General features: G+C 69.8%; 12 protein-coding genes. 6 read left to right on the top strand and 6 right to left on the bottom strand.

The genetic code is table 11. The features are described 5' to 3' along the window. The first annotated feature begins 382 nt into the window (after positions 1 to 382). Positions 383 to 991, top strand: coding sequence for a hypothetical protein (locus tag ACFYW8_RS09585; protein ID WP_389069723.1), 609 nt, complete (start codon positions 383 to 385; stop codon positions 989 to 991). 612 nt (positions 992 to 1,603) lie between these two features. Here ACFYW8_RS09585 and ACFYW8_RS09580 read toward each other — a convergent pair. From ACFYW8_RS09580 to ACFYW8_RS09570, 3 genes are all read right to left on the bottom strand, one after another. Beyond that, positions 1,604 to 2,329, bottom strand: a complete 726-nt coding sequence (locus ACFYW8_RS09580; protein ID WP_389069720.1) for a ScbR family autoregulator-binding transcription factor — start codon at positions 2,327 to 2,329, stop codon at positions 1,604 to 1,606. A 194-nt stretch (positions 2,330 to 2,523) separates the two neighbouring features. Beyond that, positions 2,524 to 4,350: an IclR family transcriptional regulator C-terminal domain-containing protein gene (locus ACFYW8_RS09575; RefSeq protein ID WP_389069715.1), complete on the bottom strand. Its 1,827-nt coding sequence runs from the start codon at positions 4,348 to 4,350 to the stop codon at positions 2,524 to 2,526. Positions 4,351 to 4,921: 571 nt separating this feature from the next. Continuing rightward, positions 4,922 to 6,196 (bottom strand): M6 family metalloprotease domain-containing protein, encoded by a 1,275-nt coding sequence (locus ACFYW8_RS09570; RefSeq protein ID WP_365871737.1) that lies wholly within the window; start codon positions 6,194 to 6,196, stop codon positions 4,922 to 4,924. A gap of 496 nt (positions 6,197 to 6,692) precedes the next feature. Here ACFYW8_RS09570 and ACFYW8_RS09565 point away from each other — a divergent pair, with 496 nt between their 5' ends. Further along, entirely contained in the window at positions 6,693 to 7,337 is a 645-nt protein-coding gene (locus ACFYW8_RS09565; RefSeq protein ID WP_365871739.1) for a helix-turn-helix domain-containing protein, read from the top strand. Between the two features lie 431 nt (positions 7,338 to 7,768). Next, positions 7,769 to 9,313 (top strand): MFS transporter, encoded by a 1,545-nt coding sequence (locus tag ACFYW8_RS09560; protein WP_389069708.1) that lies wholly within the window; start codon positions 7,769 to 7,771, stop codon positions 9,311 to 9,313. A 208-nt stretch (positions 9,314 to 9,521) separates the two neighbouring features. Here the strand turns inward: ACFYW8_RS09560 and ACFYW8_RS09555 are convergent, their stop codons facing one another. Beyond that, a complete protein-coding gene (locus ACFYW8_RS09555; RefSeq protein WP_389069704.1) occupies positions 9,522 to 10,031 on the bottom strand; it encodes a MarR family winged helix-turn-helix transcriptional regulator in 510 nt (169 codons plus the stop codon). A 137-nt stretch (positions 10,032 to 10,168) separates the two neighbouring features. Between ACFYW8_RS09555 and ACFYW8_RS09550 the strand changes: the two genes are divergently transcribed. Next, entirely contained in the window at positions 10,169 to 10,975 is an 807-nt protein-coding gene (locus ACFYW8_RS09550) for a dioxygenase (RefSeq protein ID WP_389069701.1), read from the top strand. Between the two features lie 8 nt (positions 10,976 to 10,983). Here ACFYW8_RS09550 and ACFYW8_RS09545 read toward each other — a convergent pair whose 3' ends face one another. After that, a complete protein-coding gene (locus tag ACFYW8_RS09545; RefSeq protein ID WP_389069698.1) occupies positions 10,984 to 11,511 on the bottom strand; it encodes a GNAT family N-acetyltransferase in 528 nt (175 codons plus the stop codon). A 169-nt stretch (positions 11,512 to 11,680) separates the two neighbouring features. On the opposite strand from ACFYW8_RS09545, the gene ACFYW8_RS09540 reads away from it, so the two are divergent. Then, the gene (locus tag ACFYW8_RS09540; RefSeq protein ID WP_365871749.1) at positions 11,681 to 12,679 is read left to right on the top strand and encodes a sigma-70 family RNA polymerase sigma factor; all 999 of its coding nucleotides are present in this window, start codon (positions 11,681 to 11,683) and stop codon (positions 12,677 to 12,679) included. A gap of 649 nt (positions 12,680 to 13,328) precedes the next feature. Here ACFYW8_RS09540 and ACFYW8_RS09535 read toward each other — a convergent pair. After that, entirely contained in the window at positions 13,329 to 14,303 is a 975-nt protein-coding gene (locus ACFYW8_RS09535) for a helix-turn-helix transcriptional regulator (RefSeq protein WP_389069692.1), read from the bottom strand. Positions 14,304 to 14,365: 62 nt separating this feature from the next. Here ACFYW8_RS09535 and ACFYW8_RS09530 point away from each other — a divergent pair, with 62 nt between their 5' ends. Next, positions 14,366 to 15,916, top strand: a complete 1,551-nt coding sequence (locus ACFYW8_RS09530) for an MFS transporter (RefSeq protein ID WP_389069688.1) — start codon at positions 14,366 to 14,368, stop codon at positions 15,914 to 15,916. The last annotated feature ends 31 nt before the right edge of the window (positions 15,917 to 15,947 follow it).

Below are 15,947 nucleotides of genomic sequence, written 5' to 3'. Positions count from 1 at the left end.
TTCGCCTTCGAAGGCGAAGACCGCAGCGTCATCTGGACCACTCGCCCGCAGTCGTAGGCGGATGCTGAGACAGCCTCAACGAGTGGCGCCCCGCCATCACACGCCATCGGGGCGCTGCTCGGCGGAGGGCGGCGGGACCCAGACCTACGCGGTGCTCGCCGTGCTCTAGGAGGCACGGTTCTTGGAGGAGGCCAGGGTACGGGCGGCGGCATCGATTGTGCTCGCCTCTGCACTCAGGCACCCGAATAGGGCCCGGTCAGGGACTTCCGTCAGTGTCCCCGAGACATTCGGCCTCATGCCGACCCCGAAGGGGGGCAGCTGAGGTGACTCGGAGTGCTCGGGGCCAGGAAGGGTGCTACATGAAGTGAGGAGACGGAACGCGATGCCACGTTTCACGGAATTCGATTTCGGTGTGTCGACGGTGATGGGTCTCTTCCATCAAGACTGGATCTACGACGGGGACACGGCTGCCGACGTCGTCGCCAAGCAGCTCTCGGCGTTGGTCGACGACGAGGAGGTCCTGGCGATACGCCGCGACGCGCGGACTCTCGGCAACCTGCCTTCGCCGACGCTGGAGGTGTTGTGGGAGGCCGGATCGCAGTACTTTCCGGCCTTCGAGCGCGTGGGGGGAGGAGCCGAGTGGACGCGGACGGTCGTCGCCCTGTGCGACGCGCGACTCTCGGAGAGCTCGGATGTACCCCCGCTCGCGGGGGCGGACGTCGAGGACGGCGTGGACTGCCTCGACGCGGTCGTAGCCGAGATCGAGGCCACGCAGTTCCTGGAGGCCGAGGTACGCGCGGCGCTCACCGACTGCGCGAACCGCTGCACCCCGGAGGTGGCGTTCCGAGTGCTGCTGAGAGTAATGAGATGCGCCTCTGATCACCCCACGCTGTCCCCCGAGCAGTACACGAGGCTGGAGGCCATCGGAGCGGACCTCCGGTACGGCGAGTTCGTCGTGGACTCCGTCAGGTACCTGGCCGAACAGCAATAGCGGCACGGACGGCGTTCCTCTCCAGGACCACATCGGAGAGGAACGCCGTCCCGGGACGTACTCGTCCACAACTGCCTGAACCTGGTGATGGACGAGAGGCACCATGCCGACCCTGAAGGGGGCAGCTGAAGCAACTCGGGGTGCTCGGGGCGAGGGCAGGCCTCGGGACAAGAGGGTGATCCGGGTGGGGAGTCCTGGTGTTTTTCGCTCACGACGGGCGGTCCGCCGGCCGGTCGGTGCGCACAAGCCGGCGCGTTTTGAAAACCAGGGTGGGCCGTTTGGTGGCTGCCCGCGCTAAGGCGCTGACCTGGGCCTCAAGGGTTTTCGACGCATCCCACGAAGGCGACGAAGGCGCGAAGGCGGGGATCTGTCGGAAAGCGTGTCTGAAAGTCTGCCGAGATCGGCGGACCGCTCAGGCTTGCTTGGCGACAGGTCGTGATGGCAGCCCGTGAGGGCGCAGCCACCGCGGTCGGTGTAGCGGGTGGTGCTTGATCCGAGGGCGGAGGGATGTGCGCACCGGCTCAGGCGGCGAGCGCGTGGGTGATCTTGGCTCGGGCGCGGGATGAGCGTGGTGGTCCGGGTGAGCAGGCTGGTTCTGGGGCGGGTGGGCGGTCATGTCGTCGGGAGGTCGGACAGGGCCGGGCGGGTCAGGTGGAGCATGCGGGTCAGCCACTGGTCTCCTGTTTCGCCCGGGGAGTGGGGCGCGAGGTGGGGGCCGGAAGCGCGTTGCGGGTGGGGGAGCGGCGGGAGGCTGGGGGAGGCAGGGTCGGTGGGGAGACGGGGCAGGGTCGTGGTGCCGGTGATCATGGACAGCATCAGGACGGCGGCCGCGCGGACATCGACGTCGGGGAGCAGTGAACCGTCGCTCCGTGCACGGCTCAGGGTTCTGTGCAGGGCGCCGAGCCAGTTGAGGTGACAGTGGAGTGACGGGTCGCCGGGGGTCCTGATCTCCTGGGTCAGCCGCGCGCCCGCGCGGACGATCATGTCGGTTTCCAGGAGCCCTACGAGGGTGTGGGCCATGGCGGTGGCGATCTCGAAGGCGGGGGTCTCGCGCCGCGCCACTTTCACGAGTGCGGCGCCCGACGTGACGCAGGCCTCCGCCTGTACGGCGCGGGCGAGATCGGACTTGGCCGCGAAGTGGAAGAACAGGGCGCCCTTGGTCACCTGCGCGCGCTCGCTGATCGCGGACAGGGTGGCACGTTCGTACCCGGCCTGGTCGAACACGGTCGACGCGGCCCGGATCAGGTTGCGCCTGGTTCGCTCGGACCTCTCCTGCTTCACCACGACGCGACCACCCGGACGCTCCTTGTCGTTCGGCTGCTGTTCGTCCTGCCGCAAGCGACGCTAGGAACCTGCTTTTGGATCTGTCAACGGGGCCGGGTCGCGCAGATCATCTTCACGCCATGGCGGTAATTCCCCTACGGGAAGCGATTGTTGGAGGAGCGGAGGAGCGGAGGAGGGGCCGGGTGGCCGGGTCCAAGGAGCGGCGAGGTCGCTCGGGCGTCCTGCGCTCGGTGGCTCCGGCGTTTCTCTCAGCTCAACTGCACTCGGCCGAAGCGGCCCGCGATGTGCAGGTCCGCCTCGATGCGGGTCGCCGTCGCGTGGAGTTCGGGCAGTACGTCACTGACGCACGCCTCGGCGGTACGGCGACTGCTGTGCATGGCGACGTTCACCGCGGCCACGGCCCGTCCGCCGCGGTCGCGCACGGGGACGGCGATGGACCGCAGTCCCTGCTCCAACTCCTCCTCGACCATGGCGTATCCAGCCTTCCGCACCCGGTCCAGTTCTGCCCTGAACCGATCCGGATCCGTGATGGTCCGCGGGGTCGATGAGGTCAAAGGGGTCGGTGGGGTCAGTGGGTGCAACCGCTCCGGCAGTCCGCCGGTCAGTACCTCCGTCACGCGAGCCTCCGGGAGATCGGCCAGGATCACTCGGCCCAGAGAGGTGGCGTACGCGGGCAGCCGGGTGCCGACGGTGACGTTGACGTTCATGATGCGGCGGGTGGAGACGCGCCCGGTGTACTGGATCTCGTCGCCGGTCAGCACCGCGAGCGACACCGAGTCCTGCAGTCGCCGGGAGAGTTCGGCCAGATGCGGGGCCGCGATCTCGGGAAGCGAGGTCCGTGAGAGTGGCGGGAAGCCGAGGCCCAGGACGCGCGGGGTGAGCCGGAAGACGCGGTCGTGCGTGGTGACGTATCCGAGGTGTTCCAGCGTGATCAGGGCGCGGCGGGCGGTCGCGCGGGCGAGTCCGGTCGCCTGCGCGACCGCGGTGAGGGTCAGTTCGGCCCGGCCCTCACCGAAGGCGGTGATCACGGTCAGTCCGCGGGCCAGTGATTCGACGAACTCGCGCCCCAGTTCCTGCTTGGAGGCGCTTGTCCAGTCGGCGAGTCCGGAAGGGGAAGGAGGCGTGACGTTCCCCGCCGCCCACGCGTCGACTCGTGCGCCGCTCTTCCCGGGCGGCGTGGTCCGCTCCGGCGTCGGCTCCCGGTCCAGGGCCAACGCCCGTTCCATCTCGGCCACTGCCGTCCGCAGGCGCGGCAGCAGCGTGTCCCGTAGGCCGGCGGCGCTGTGCCGGCTCGTGTGGCTCACCACGTTCACCACGCAGGCGATCCGCCCCGCCTCCCGTACGGGCATCGACACGGCGACAAGGCCCGGTTCGATCAGCTGGTCGTCCAACGCCCAGCCCAACCCGCCCGCTTCTACCGCCCGCTGTTCGAAGTCATCCCCTACGGTGGGGAGTTGGGCGGCCGGGCGTGTGGTGACGTCCGTGCTCCCCTCGTACGGTCTGCTCCGTGCCGGTACGGCGGGGAAGCCGCGGTCCTCCGGGTCCGCCGTGCGGCGCTCCCGCCATTGTGTCCACTCCTGTTCGCTCCATTCGGAAGCGAACAGGGGGCCCGGGGCGGTGCGTTCGGCGGGGAGCAGGTCGCCGATGCGGAAGCTCAGGGACATCGCGCGGCGCCGGGTCGCCTGATGGATGAAGCGGACGCCGTCCCGGTCGCCGACGGCCAGGGACACGGACTCGTCGAGTTCGTCGGCGAGCGCGTCCGCGTGTGCGTCCAGGAGACGGGGCAGGCGGAGTGCGGCGAGGTAGGCGTTGCCGAGTTCCATAAGGCGGGGGGCCAGTACGGCGTCCCGCCCGTCGAGGCGTACGTATCCCATGCGGGCGAGGGTCGCCGTGATCCGGTCGACGGTGGACCGCGCCAGCCCGGTGGCCCGTTCGAGTCCGCTCAGACTGGACATCCCGTCCGCCTCGGTGAGCCGTCGGATTACGGCGATGCCACGGATGAGCGGCGTGACCGCCTCGTCGGGCACCTCGGCCCCCGCGGTGCCCTCGGCCCCCGCGGTGCCGGCAGTCCGCATGGTGCCGGCAGTCCCCACAGCCCGCGCAGTTCCGGCAGTCCCCGCAGCCCCGGGCCCGGAGACGGTCGTCCCGGCCCCTTGGTCTGCCGCGGCCCCTTGGCCCGCCCCGGATTCGGTGGCCGGCACTGCCTTGCCCGACCCCGTTGCGGGCCCGGCCTGCGAGGGCTTGCCGTTCGGGGGCGTGACGTTCGACGACTTGATGTTCGACGGTGTGGGGCTCGACGACATAGGGCTCGATGGCATGGGCTCTCCGATGCGGCTCTCAGAAGAGTCACCGTTTGGCGCGTCTCAGATGAGCCACCGTGTGGCGGATCTCAGAAGAGCCACGGTAGTGCTTGCCCGGCTGCGGATGCGGGTCGGCCGTTTCCCGGCACGGGCGCCGGCCTGCCGCGCGAGCCCCTGCCAGTCCGGTTGTCCGTCCGGTTGTCCGTCCGATTGACTGTCCGGTTTCGTATGGCTTCCGATGAGCCTGCCTGCCTGCCTGCCTGCCTGCCTGCCTGCCTGCCTGCCTGCCTGCCTGCCTGGCTGGCTGGGTGGCTGCCTGCCGGTCGCCCGGCGGATCGTCCGGCGGTCAGCGGCGCGTCACGTACACCCGATACTTCCCCGCTGCGTCCGCCGACGCGACCTGGACGGTGAGCCCGGCCTTCGCGTCCTTGAAGGTCTCACCGGGGGAGAAGGGCGCGTCGGAGAGTTCGGCCTGGACGTTCGGGGAACGGGTGCAGCCGCCGCTGTCGCGGTGGGAGTCGTACACCGTGACGGGTCCGTTCCCGGTGTCGACGTCCGCGTCGACCTTGTAGACGAGGACGCCGGGATGGCAGACCGCGGAGTCGTTGCCCGCACGGGTGCGCAGTTCCAGGACGTACCCGCTCCGGGCGCTGGTGGGTATGACGACCAGCTTGGCGCCGCCGCGCAGGGCCAGCGGGGTCAGCCTGTACTCGCTGGTGCCGCGCGCCGCCGCGCAGCTGACCTGGGAGGCGTCGAGCCAGCCGAGTTTCCACTTGTGCCAGCCCAGGAGGTCGTTGTCTGCCCCCCAGTCCTCGCTCATGATGTCCCAGTGCCCGACCGCGCCGCCGCCGTCCTGGGTGTACAGGTCGGGCAGGCCGAAGGTGTGGCCGTTCTCGTGCGGAAGTACCCGGTATCCGGTGTCGGAGTAGGAGCCCGAGCCGTCGTCCTGGCGGCTGTAGACGAAGGACGCGTTGGCGACCGGGACGCCGTCGGCGACCGGTGCCTCGGCGTTGCCGGCGAAGGTCACGGACAGCACGGTGTCCAGCGCGGAGGGCCCGGCATTCGGAGTGACCAGGACGTTCAGGATGTCGTACGAGCGGAAGTCGACCTCGGGATCGGCCGCGGTCACGATGTCCTGGACCAGTTCGCGGTACCCGGGGTCGAACGGCGCGCCGCGTTCTATGCCGTACGCCTTGAAGGACTTGGGCATACGCAGCCAGTGCCGGACGGGGGCTTCGGGGCGGTAGTCGAGGCGGCCGTAGGAGGCTGTGCGGAACCATTCCTGCGTCTTCGGGAAGAACTCGTCGTACCGGTCGAGAGCGCTGCCCTTGCCGGGCGCGTCGGAGAAGTCGACCATCAGGGTCAGGGCCCGGAGCGTGCCGGTGGAGCGGGCGTAACCGGGTGGGGTCGGGATGCCTTCCCCCATCTGGACACCGGACGGGCCGTTGATCATGCAGGGGCCGAGCGCCGTGGAGCGAGCCAGCGCGGTGGAGCCCGCCGTGGCGGAGCCGACCGTCAGGTGTCCGCTGCCGGCGGAGGTACTGACCGCCAGCGTCAGCACGGTCACCGTGACGAGCGCGGCCGCACGGCGCGGGCGTATCCGGCGGCTGGACGGCTGCATGCGGGGGCCCTTCGCTCCACGGCAGCCACCGGTCTCCGACTGCACTCTCTCGATCACCCTGAGTCGCCGACGCGCCGGGCGCGCGCTGGATGGGCCCGATCGGGTTCATCTCCGGGAGGGCCTGAAACGGTTTCCTCCCGGGAGGGCACAGCGGGGTCGCGAGGCCTCCCTGGAAGCCGGCGGGAGGCCGACCGGACGGGAGGCGGGGAGGGCGAACGGGAGCCGAGGAAGGCCGGGTTGGAAGCGGGGGAGGGTCGGCGAGGGGCGGGGAAAGTCGGGGGCGGTCGGGTGGATCCGGGGTGCGGCCGACCGCCCGGAGACGCGCCGGGCCACCGGCGGAAGGCTCCCCGACCGAGGTGTGACGCAGGTCACACATTTCTCTTCCGGGTCGGGAAATAACCGGGGATCGTTTCCCCGTTTAGCCATACGTCCGAGCGAAACGGGGAGCCAATCCCCGGATCGCACTCAAGCTTCGAGATGCTTCGAGGAGTACGCCGTGGAGACCGCAACCCCCGTGCAGCGTCGAGTGGCCCGGCCCCGTGCCGATGCCCTGCGCAACCGGGAGCGGATCGTCGCCGCCGCCCGCGAGATGTTCGTCGAGTTCGGCGCCGAGGTGCCGTTCGACGAGATCGCCCGCCGGGCCGGTGTCGGCAACGCCACGCTGTACCGCAACTTCCCCGACCGCGACGCCCTCGCCCGCGAGGTCGTGTGCTCGGTGATGGACCGCACCTCGGAGTGGGTCGAGGAGGCGCTCGCGGCGAGCGGCGACGCCTTCGAGTCGCTGAGCGGCTTCGTGCACTTCGCCGCCGATGAGCGGATCGGTGCCCTGTGCCCGATGCTCTCCGAGAACTTCGACCAGAACCATCCCGACCTGGTCGCCGCGCGCGACCGGATCACCGATCTGCTCCAGCAACTGATGGCCCGCGCCCGCGAGGCCGGTCAGCTGCGCCCCGACGTCGAGCTGGGCGATGTGATGATCGCGGTCAGTCAGCTCACCAGGCCGCTGCCCGGCACCGCGTGCCAGGGCATCGACCGCTTCGTGCACCGTCATCTGCAGCTGCTCCTGGACGGTATGCGGGCTCCGGCCCGCTCCGAACTGCCCGGAGTGGCCGCCAACCTGGAGGAACTGCGACGAGCGTGACCGATACGTGAGGTGCCATGGCCGATCGGTCGACGATCGATCGACGGCCGGTGAGCGACCGGTGACCGACCCGTCGGTTGCCGTCACCTCGGCAGGCAGGCAGGCAGGCAGGCCGGCAGACAGACAGACAGACAGACAAACAAACAGGCCGGCCGGTCGGCTGACAGATGGCTGGAGCGATCGGGCCATCGAGGACCGATGAGCCCGGCACCCAGCGACGGTCAGAACTCGTAACCGTCTCGTACTCGTACTCGTACTCGTGCTCGACAACCACTCATAACTCGTACGGCTGCTACAGCCCGTACACATCACGCGCGAGGCGTGCTCGTCATCAGGGACGAGTCGTGCCGAGGCGCTCCCGGCCGTCACCGTCGACGAGCCGTCCCCTTTCACTGAGTTTTTCGCTACGAAGTCCCGGAGTGGGTACCCCCATGTCTGAAACAGGAACCGTCAAGGCCGTCCCGGACCCAGCGTCCGACGCGCACAGCAACCGCTGGAAGGCGCTCGTCTTCATCGCGCTCGCCCAGCTGATGGTGGTGCTCGACGCCACCATCGTGAACATCGCCCTTCCCTCCGCCCAGCAGGACCTGGGTATTTCGGACGGCAACCGCCAGTGGGTCGTCACGGCCTATGCCCTCGCCTTCGGCGGTCTGCTCCTCTTCGGCGGCCGTATCGCCGACCTGTGGGGCCGCAAGCGGGCGTTCGTCGTGGGTCTGGTCGGCTTCGCCGCGGCCTCCGCGCTCGGCGGTGCCGCGCAGAGCGGCGGGATGATGTTCGGCGCCCGCGCCCTTCAGGGTGTGTTCGGCGCGCTGCTGGCGCCCGCGGCCCTTTCGCTGCTCGCCGTCATGTTCACCGACGCCAAGGAGCGCGCCAAGGCCTTCGGCATCTACGGGGCGATCGCCGGTGGCGGTGGCGCCGTCGGCTTCATCCTCGGCGGTGTCCTCACCGAGTACCTGAACTGGCGCTGGACCTTCTTCGTCAACATCCCGTTCGCGATCGTCGCGGCCGCGGGCGCCTACTTCGTCATCCGTGAGCCCAAGGGCGGCCGCAACCGTTCACCGCTCGACATCCCCGGTGTGGTCCTGTCCACGCTCGGTCTGGTCTCCCTCGTCTACGGGTTCACCCGCGCCGCGTCCGACGGCTGGGGCGACTCCGTGACGGTCGGCATGTTCGTGGCCTCGGCTCTTCTGCTGGCCGCGTTCGTCTTCACCGAGTCCAGGGTCAAGGCCCCGCTGCTGCCCCTGCGTGTCGTCACCGAGCGCAACCGCGGCGGTGTCTACCTCTCCCTCGGTCTCGCGATCATCGCGATGTTCGGCACCTTCCTCTTCCTCACGTACTACCTGCAGATCGTGAAGGGCTACTCGCCGATCTCGACCGGCTTCGCCTTCCTGCCGATGATCGCGGGCATGATCACGGGCTCCACGCAGATCGGTGCCCGGCTGATGACCCGCGTCGCGCCGCGGCTGCTGATGGGCCCCGGCTTCCTGGTCGCCGCGCTCGGCATGCTGCTGCTCGCGCAGCTGGAGATCGGCTCGTCGTACGTCTCCCTGGTGATGCCGGCGATGCTGCTGCTCGGCCTCGGCATGGGTACGGCGTTCATGCCGGCCATGTCGCTGTCCACGCACGGCATCGAGCCGCGTGACGCCGGTGTCGCCTCCGCGATGGTCAACACCTCGCAGCAGGTCGGCGGCGCGATCGGTACGGCCCTGCTGAACACGATCGCGGCCTCCGCGACCACCGCCTACATCAAGGACCACATGGCGGGCGCCGGCACCAAGGCGCAGCAGCAGCTCGTCCAGGCGGAGGGCATGGTCCACGGTTACAGCAACGCGATCTGGTTCGCCGTCGGCATCCTCGTGGCCGCCGCCGGAATCGCCTTCACCCTCATCAACACCGGCCGTCCGGACACCTCCGTGGTCGCCGGCTCGGGCGAGGGCGCGGAGGACGAGCTGAAGGTGCCGGTCATCGCGCACTGACCCCGCGACCGACCGTCTCGCACTCCGGTACTTCCGTAGCCGCACTCCGGTGCTTCGCGTACGGACGAGGGTGGGGACGCCTTGTCCGTACGACTCCCGGTGACTGCCCCGGTTCCACGCACGACGGAGCCGGGGCAGTCCCCTGTCCGGACCCGGGAACCCCGCCATCCCGCCACCCCGCCGCCGGCCGCCGAACGGCCGGCAACCCTTAGCGCAACCAGGGCAGATCAGCGCCCGCGTCCTTCGGCTGGAGCCCCTCGGCGATGATCCGCATGGCCTCGCCGAAGGCCTTCTGCTGGTCCGCGCCGAGCCGGTCGAACAGGGCCTGGCGTACGGCGGCCACATGGCCCGGCGCCGTGCGCCGCAGGACCTCGTAGCCGTCGTCGGTCAGGACCGCGAACTGCCCCCGCTTGTCGGACGGGCATTCCTCGCGGCGCACCCAGCCGCTCTTCTCCAGGCGGGCGATGGCGTGCGAGAGCCGGGAACGGGTGATCTTCGCGTTCATGGCCAGTTCGGTCATCCGCAGTCGGCGGCGCGGTGCGTCGGCCAGTTGCACGAGCAGTCCGTAGTAGATGTGCGGCATGCCCGCGTCGCGCTGGAGCTGGCGGTCGAGGTGGTCCTCCAGGAGGGTCGTGGCGTGCATGTACGCGCGCCAGATGCGCTGTTCCTCGTCGGTGAGCCAGCGCGGCTCTTCAGCGGGAGCGGGTGCCGTGTTCATGTACTCCACTCTACGAGCCCCTTCTTGAAACTTAAACAAAGGCGCCGTAGTCTCGATAAAGAACTTGAGACTTTAAGCAACTCCTTCAAAGGCGGAGCACTACCGCCGTACGATCGAACTCTCTGGAGGGAGCCGCCATGTCCGCCGCCACCGAGGAGCGCCCCGCGCAGGAGCGCATGCCCGCCCTCTATCTCAGTCATGGTGCCCCGCCGCTCGCCGACGACCCGGTCTGGCCCGGCCAGCTCGCCGCCTGGTCGGCCGGCCTGCCCCGCCCCAGGGCGATCCTCATGGTCTCCGCCCACTGGGAGGAGGCCCCGCTGGCCCTCGGCGCGACCGAGGCGGTCCCCCTCGTCTACGACTTCTGGGGCTTCCCCGAGCACTACTACCAGGTGACGTACGCCGCCCCCGGCGCTCCGCGGCTCGCCGAGTCCGTACGGAAGCTGCTGCGTGCGCCCGGTACGCCGGTGCAGGACATCCCGGACCGCGGGCTCGACCACGGCGCGTACGTCCCCCTGGTGGAGATGTTCCCCGAGGCCGACATCCCGGTGCTCCAGATCTCCATGCCGACGCTCGACCCGGTCCGGCTGTTCGAGATCGGCCGGAAGCTGGCGCCGCTGCGCGACGAGGGGGTGCTGATCGTCGGCTCCGGCTTCTTCACCCACAACCTCGCGGCCCTGCGGCACACCGGCGCGGGAGTGCCCGCATGGTCGAGCGAGTTCGACGACTGGGGACACCGCGCGCTGGAGGCCGGTGACGTGGACGCGCTGTTCGACTTCGAGCGGAAGTCCCCCGCGGGCCGTCTCGCCCACCCCCGTACCGAGCACTTCGCCCCGCTCTTCGTGACCATGGGCGCGGCCGACGCCTCCGGCGAGCTGGACGGGCAGCGGTCCGTGATCGACGGATTCTGGCTGGGCATGGCGAAGCGGTCGGTGCAGTTCGGCTGAGTGCCGGCCTATCGGCGGGCGAGTTCCTTCTCGTACCAGGCGACGTCCCAGTAGCGGCCGAATTTGCGGCCGACCTCCCGGTAGGTGCCGACGTGCTGGAACCCGAAGCGTTCGTGCAGACGCACGGACGCTTCGTTGGGCAGCGCGATGCCCGCGTAGGCGCGGTGGAGGTCCTCGGTGGCGAGCGCCGCGAAGAGGGCTTCGTAGAGGAGCGTGCCGACGCCGCGGCGGGCGGCGTCCGGGGCGACGTAGACCGTCAGCTCGACGGAGGTCGCGTAGGCGGGCTTCGCGCGAAAAGCGCTGGAAGTGGCGTACCCAAGAATCGCCCGTGATTCCGTGTCCGTGGCAACCATCAGGCGGTGCGGTCCGTCTTCAGGGTGGGAGAGCAGCCACGGACGACGTTCTTCCGGCGTGAAGACGCCGGTGTCGAATGTGATGGGCGTCTCACGTACGTAGTGGTTGTAGAGGTCCGTGAGTGCGCCGAGGTCGGCTGCGGCTCCCGGCCTGACCTGCACATCTGTACGTTCTGACGGCATCAGCCCTCCCGTGTGGTGCGACAGGGTACTGCATGATCAGAAAAATCAAGGTGCGGGTTGGGAATTCTGTCCTGATTCCAGTCGTTGTTTCCATCAGATGCCGGGCACCCGGGAGGGTGAGGCCCGATGTCCAGGACCACCCGCAAGCCCACCACGCAAGGGAGCACGCATGGCAACCCGTGCCGTCGCCCGTCGTAAGTCCGCCACCGGCGGGACCGCCGACGCGGCACGCAGTGTTCGCGCCGGAGGCGGCGAAATCGCCGACCGCGACCTGGTCGGCATGTATCTCGACGAGATCGCGCGAACACCGCTGCTCGACGCCGCCAAGGAAGTCGAGTTGTCCCAGGTCATCGAGGCGGGTGTGTTCGCGCGGCAGATCCTCGACGGCGAGGCGGAGGCCAAGGCGGACGCGTCCCGTGAGGAGCTGGAGGCGCTGTTCGCCGACAGTGAGCGCGCGAAGGACGTATTCATCCGCTCGAACCTCCGGTTGGTCGTGGCCGTGGCGCGCCGTTACCCGCGCAGCGGCCTGCCCCTGCTCGACCTGATCCAGGAGGGGAACGCCGGCCTGGTGCGCGCGGTCGAGAAGTTCGATTACCGCAAGGGCTTCAAGTTCTCGACGTACGCCACCTGGTGGATCCGGCAGGCCATCACCCGTTCCATCGCAGACCAGTCGCGCACGATCCGGCTGCCCGTCCACCTGGTCGAGGAACTGGGCAGGATCCGTCGCGTGCAGCGCGAGTTCAACCGTGAGAACGGGCGGGAGCCCGAGCACAAGGAGATAGCCGCCGAGCTCGGTTCGACGCCGGAGCGCGTGGGCGACGTGCTGGACTGGGCCCGCGACCCGGTCTCGCTGAACATGGCGGTGGACGACGAGGGCGAGACCCAGTTCGGCGACCTGCTGGAGGACACCTCGGCCGTGTCGCCCGAGCAGTCGGTTCTCACGCTGCTGCGCAGCGAGGAGCTGGACGACCTGATCGGTCACCTCGACCAGCGCACGGCCTCCATCATCAAGATGCGGTACGGCATCGAGGACGGCCGGGAGCGGACGCTCACGGAGGTCGGCAAGGAGCACGGGCTCACGCGCGAGCGCATCCGTCAGATCGAGAAGCACGCCCTGCTCGAACTGAAGAAGCTGGCGCGTGACACGGGATTCGACGCGGCGGCGTAACGACGGAGGGGCGCGCGGAGCGTACGGGGAGTGCCGGGTGAGCGGGTGGGTGGGCCGTACGGGTTCATTCACCGTGAGGGCGTGAGACCCGCCCCGCCCGGTCCGCGCACGGGCACGCCCGCCACGTTGGCCACAAGTCGACCAGACATGGCCATGTAAGGCCGCTTCAACCTGCTGGGCTCTGGGAACAAGACTTCAGGGTCCACGCATCAGGGTCCCGTCCGGGCGGAGGTACACCGCCCCAAGAACCGAGTCCCGACGCACACCCCCCCCCGCGCCGGGACTCTCCCAGAGCCGAGCTTCGGCGCCTCCCCCCCCCTGGCGCCGAAGCTCGGCTCCACTCTTGTTCCGGGGGTGAGCCGAGGGTTCGAACCGGGCAGGGCGGGCCCACTGAAGCCGCCAGGGGTTTGGGCAGGATGAGACGGGCCACCCCGAACCTGAACCCCGGGGTGACCCGGATGGCAGATTCTGCCACAGCGGCATAACCTGCCGTGCCTGACCGGCCCCGGGGCGTCACCAGCGCCGGACCCGGTCCGTCGGCCGCTGACCCCGGTTTGCTGATCCTGGTTTGCCGGCCCCGGTCCGCCGGCCTCGGTCCGCCGACTCCGGACCGCCGGCTCCGGACCGCGTCACCGACCGCCAAGAGCCATCAGCCCGCGGAAGCGCTCCCCGCCCGGCTCAGCCGCGCACCCAAGTCCCTCACGTATTCCACGAGTTCTCTCGGTTCGCGCACCGTGAACTCGCTGCCCACCATCGCGATCCGCACCGCCAGCCACTCCACCGGGTCACTGGAGGAAGCCCGCAGGCGGCAGCTGTGCTCGTCGATCGGCTCGGGAGTGCCGACCCACACGGGAACGCGCGCCGCGACGAAGTCGGCCGGTGCGGCGAAGGTGACGTCGAACGCGTACGTCTCCTGACGCCGGTGGATCGACTGCCGCAGGAATTCGGCGGCGTTCCCGGTCGGCAGTTCGCGGGGCGCGAACCGGGCGCCCGTCGCGAAGGGCTCGGTCACCCGGTCGACGCGGAAGGTCCGCCAGTCCTCGCGGTCGAGGTCGTACGCGACGAGGTACCAGCGACGTCCGGTGGAGACCAGCCGGTACGGCTCGGTCAGCCGACGCGACGGTGTTCCGTCCCCCGAGCGGTACGCGAACCGCAGCCGCTCCCGTCCCTCGATGCTCGACGCCATCACGATCAGCGTCTCGGGCGCGATGCTCGCCCCGTCTCCGCTGGTCAGGGGTGTGGTCGCGGCCTGGAGCGTGGACACGCGACGGCGCAGCCGGGACGGCAGCACCTGCTCCAGTTTGGCGAGGGCCCGCACCGAGGCCTCGTCCACGCCCGCGACCGCGTGCCCGGCGCCGGCCCGCAGGCCCACAGCGATGGCCACGGCCTCCTCGTCGTCGAGGACGAGCGGTGGCATCGCCTTGCCCGCCACCAGCCGGTAACCGCCGTCCGATCCCTTGGTCGCCTGCACCGGATAGCCCAGCTCGCGGAGCCGGTCGATGTCGCGGCGGACCGTGCGACGGGACACCCCGAGGCGCTCGGACAGCTCGCCGCCGGGCCACTCGCGGGGCGTCTGCAGGAGGGAGAGGAGCTGGAGAAGCCTCGCCGGTGTATCGGTCGTCATGGTTTCCAGGGTGCCGGACAACTAGGACATGATCTGACCTAATCGGGCCCTAGGTTTACCGCATGACCTCCACCGACACCTCTGAGACAGCTCTCAGCAGCCCGGCACCCGGCGCGGCGGCCGACCGACGGCGCTGGTTCGCCCTCGCCATCGTGATGACCGCGGCCTTCATGGACCTGGTCGACGTCACGATCGTCAACATCGCGATCCCGTCGATCAAGCGGGACGCGGGCGCCACGTTCAGCCAGATCCAGTGGATCACCGCGGGCTATGCGCTGGCCTTCGCCGCGGGACTCATCACCGGCGGGCGGCTCGGTGACATCCACGGCCGCAAGCGGCTCTTCCTCCTCGGCGTAGGCGGCTTCACGGTGGCGTCGGCGCTGTGCGGCTTCGCGGCGAACCCGGAGATGCTCGTCGCCTCGCGCATTCTGCAGGGCGCCATGGCCGCGATGATGGTGCCGCAGGTGCTGTCGATCGTGCACGCCACCTTCCCGGCCCACGAGCGCGGCAAGGTCTTCGGCCTCTTCGGCGCGATCGTCGGCCTGGGCGCCGTCTCGGGCCCGCTCCTCGGCGCACTGCTCACCGAGTGGAACCTGTTCGGCCTGGAGTGGCGGCCGATCTTCCTCATCAACCTGCCGGTCGGCATCGTCGCGCTGATCCTGGGCCGCCGCTTCATCAGCGAGTCCAAGGCCCCGCGGGCCCTCAAGCTCGACCTCGTCGGTGTCACCCTCGTCACCCTCGGCCTGCTGATGCTGCTCTACCCGCTGACCCGCGGCCGTGAGCTGCACTGGCCGCTGTGGGGGTACGCGTCGATGGCCGGCTCCCTCGTCGTCTTCGCGGCGCTGGTGGCGTACGAGAGGCGCAAGTCGGCGCGGGACGGTTCGCCGCTGGTCGAGCTGTCGCTGTTCAAGGTGAAGAGCTTCGCGGCGGGCATCGCCGTGCAGACGGTCTTCGGCGTCGCGCTCGGCATCTTCTTCCTGGTCTGGACGCTGTACATGCAGATCGGACTGGGCTGGAGCGCCCTGCGGGCGGGGCTGACCGGAGTACCGTTCTCGATCGCCGTCTCGGCCGCTGCGGGCATGTCCGTGCAGCTGCTGGTTCCGCGCTTCGGGCGCAAGGTGCTCCAGGCGGGCGCCCTGCTCATGGCGCTCGGAGTCCTGCTCTACATCTGGGAGTCCGACCGGTACGGCATGTCCATCGCCTCCTGGCAGATGGCCCTTCCGCTGGTGGTCATGGGCGCGGGGATGGGCTTCATCGTCGCCCCGCTGACGGACGCGGTGCTCTCGGAGGTCCCGCGCGAGCACGCGGGATCGGCGTCGGGACTGATCAACACCGTTCAGCAGATGGGCAACGCGCTCGGCCTCGGCCTGGTCTCGGTCGTCTTCTTCGGTGAGATCAGCGACCGGCTGACTCTCGCCCAGGTGGGCCCGGCCTTCGCGAACGCCTTCGAACACGCGCTGGGCTGGGTCGCCGCCGTGCTGACCGTCATCTTCCTGCTGATGTTCGCGCTGCCGAAGCGGCCGGCGCAGCACGTGGAGGGCTCGGAGGGCGCTGACGACGAGACGGACGCTCAGGACCGGTTCCAGGACCGGAAGGCGGAACTCGTCGGCTGAGTCCCGTCCAGGTCCGCCACCACGGTGCGAG

The sequence above is a fragment of the Streptomyces sp. NPDC002742 genome, from assembly GCF_042888885.1.
Lineage (GTDB): Bacteria > Actinomycetota > Actinomycetes > Streptomycetales > Streptomycetaceae > Streptomyces.
The sequence above is the reverse complement of the archived record's forward strand: the minus strand, read 5'-3'. Positions and strand labels throughout refer to the sequence as shown.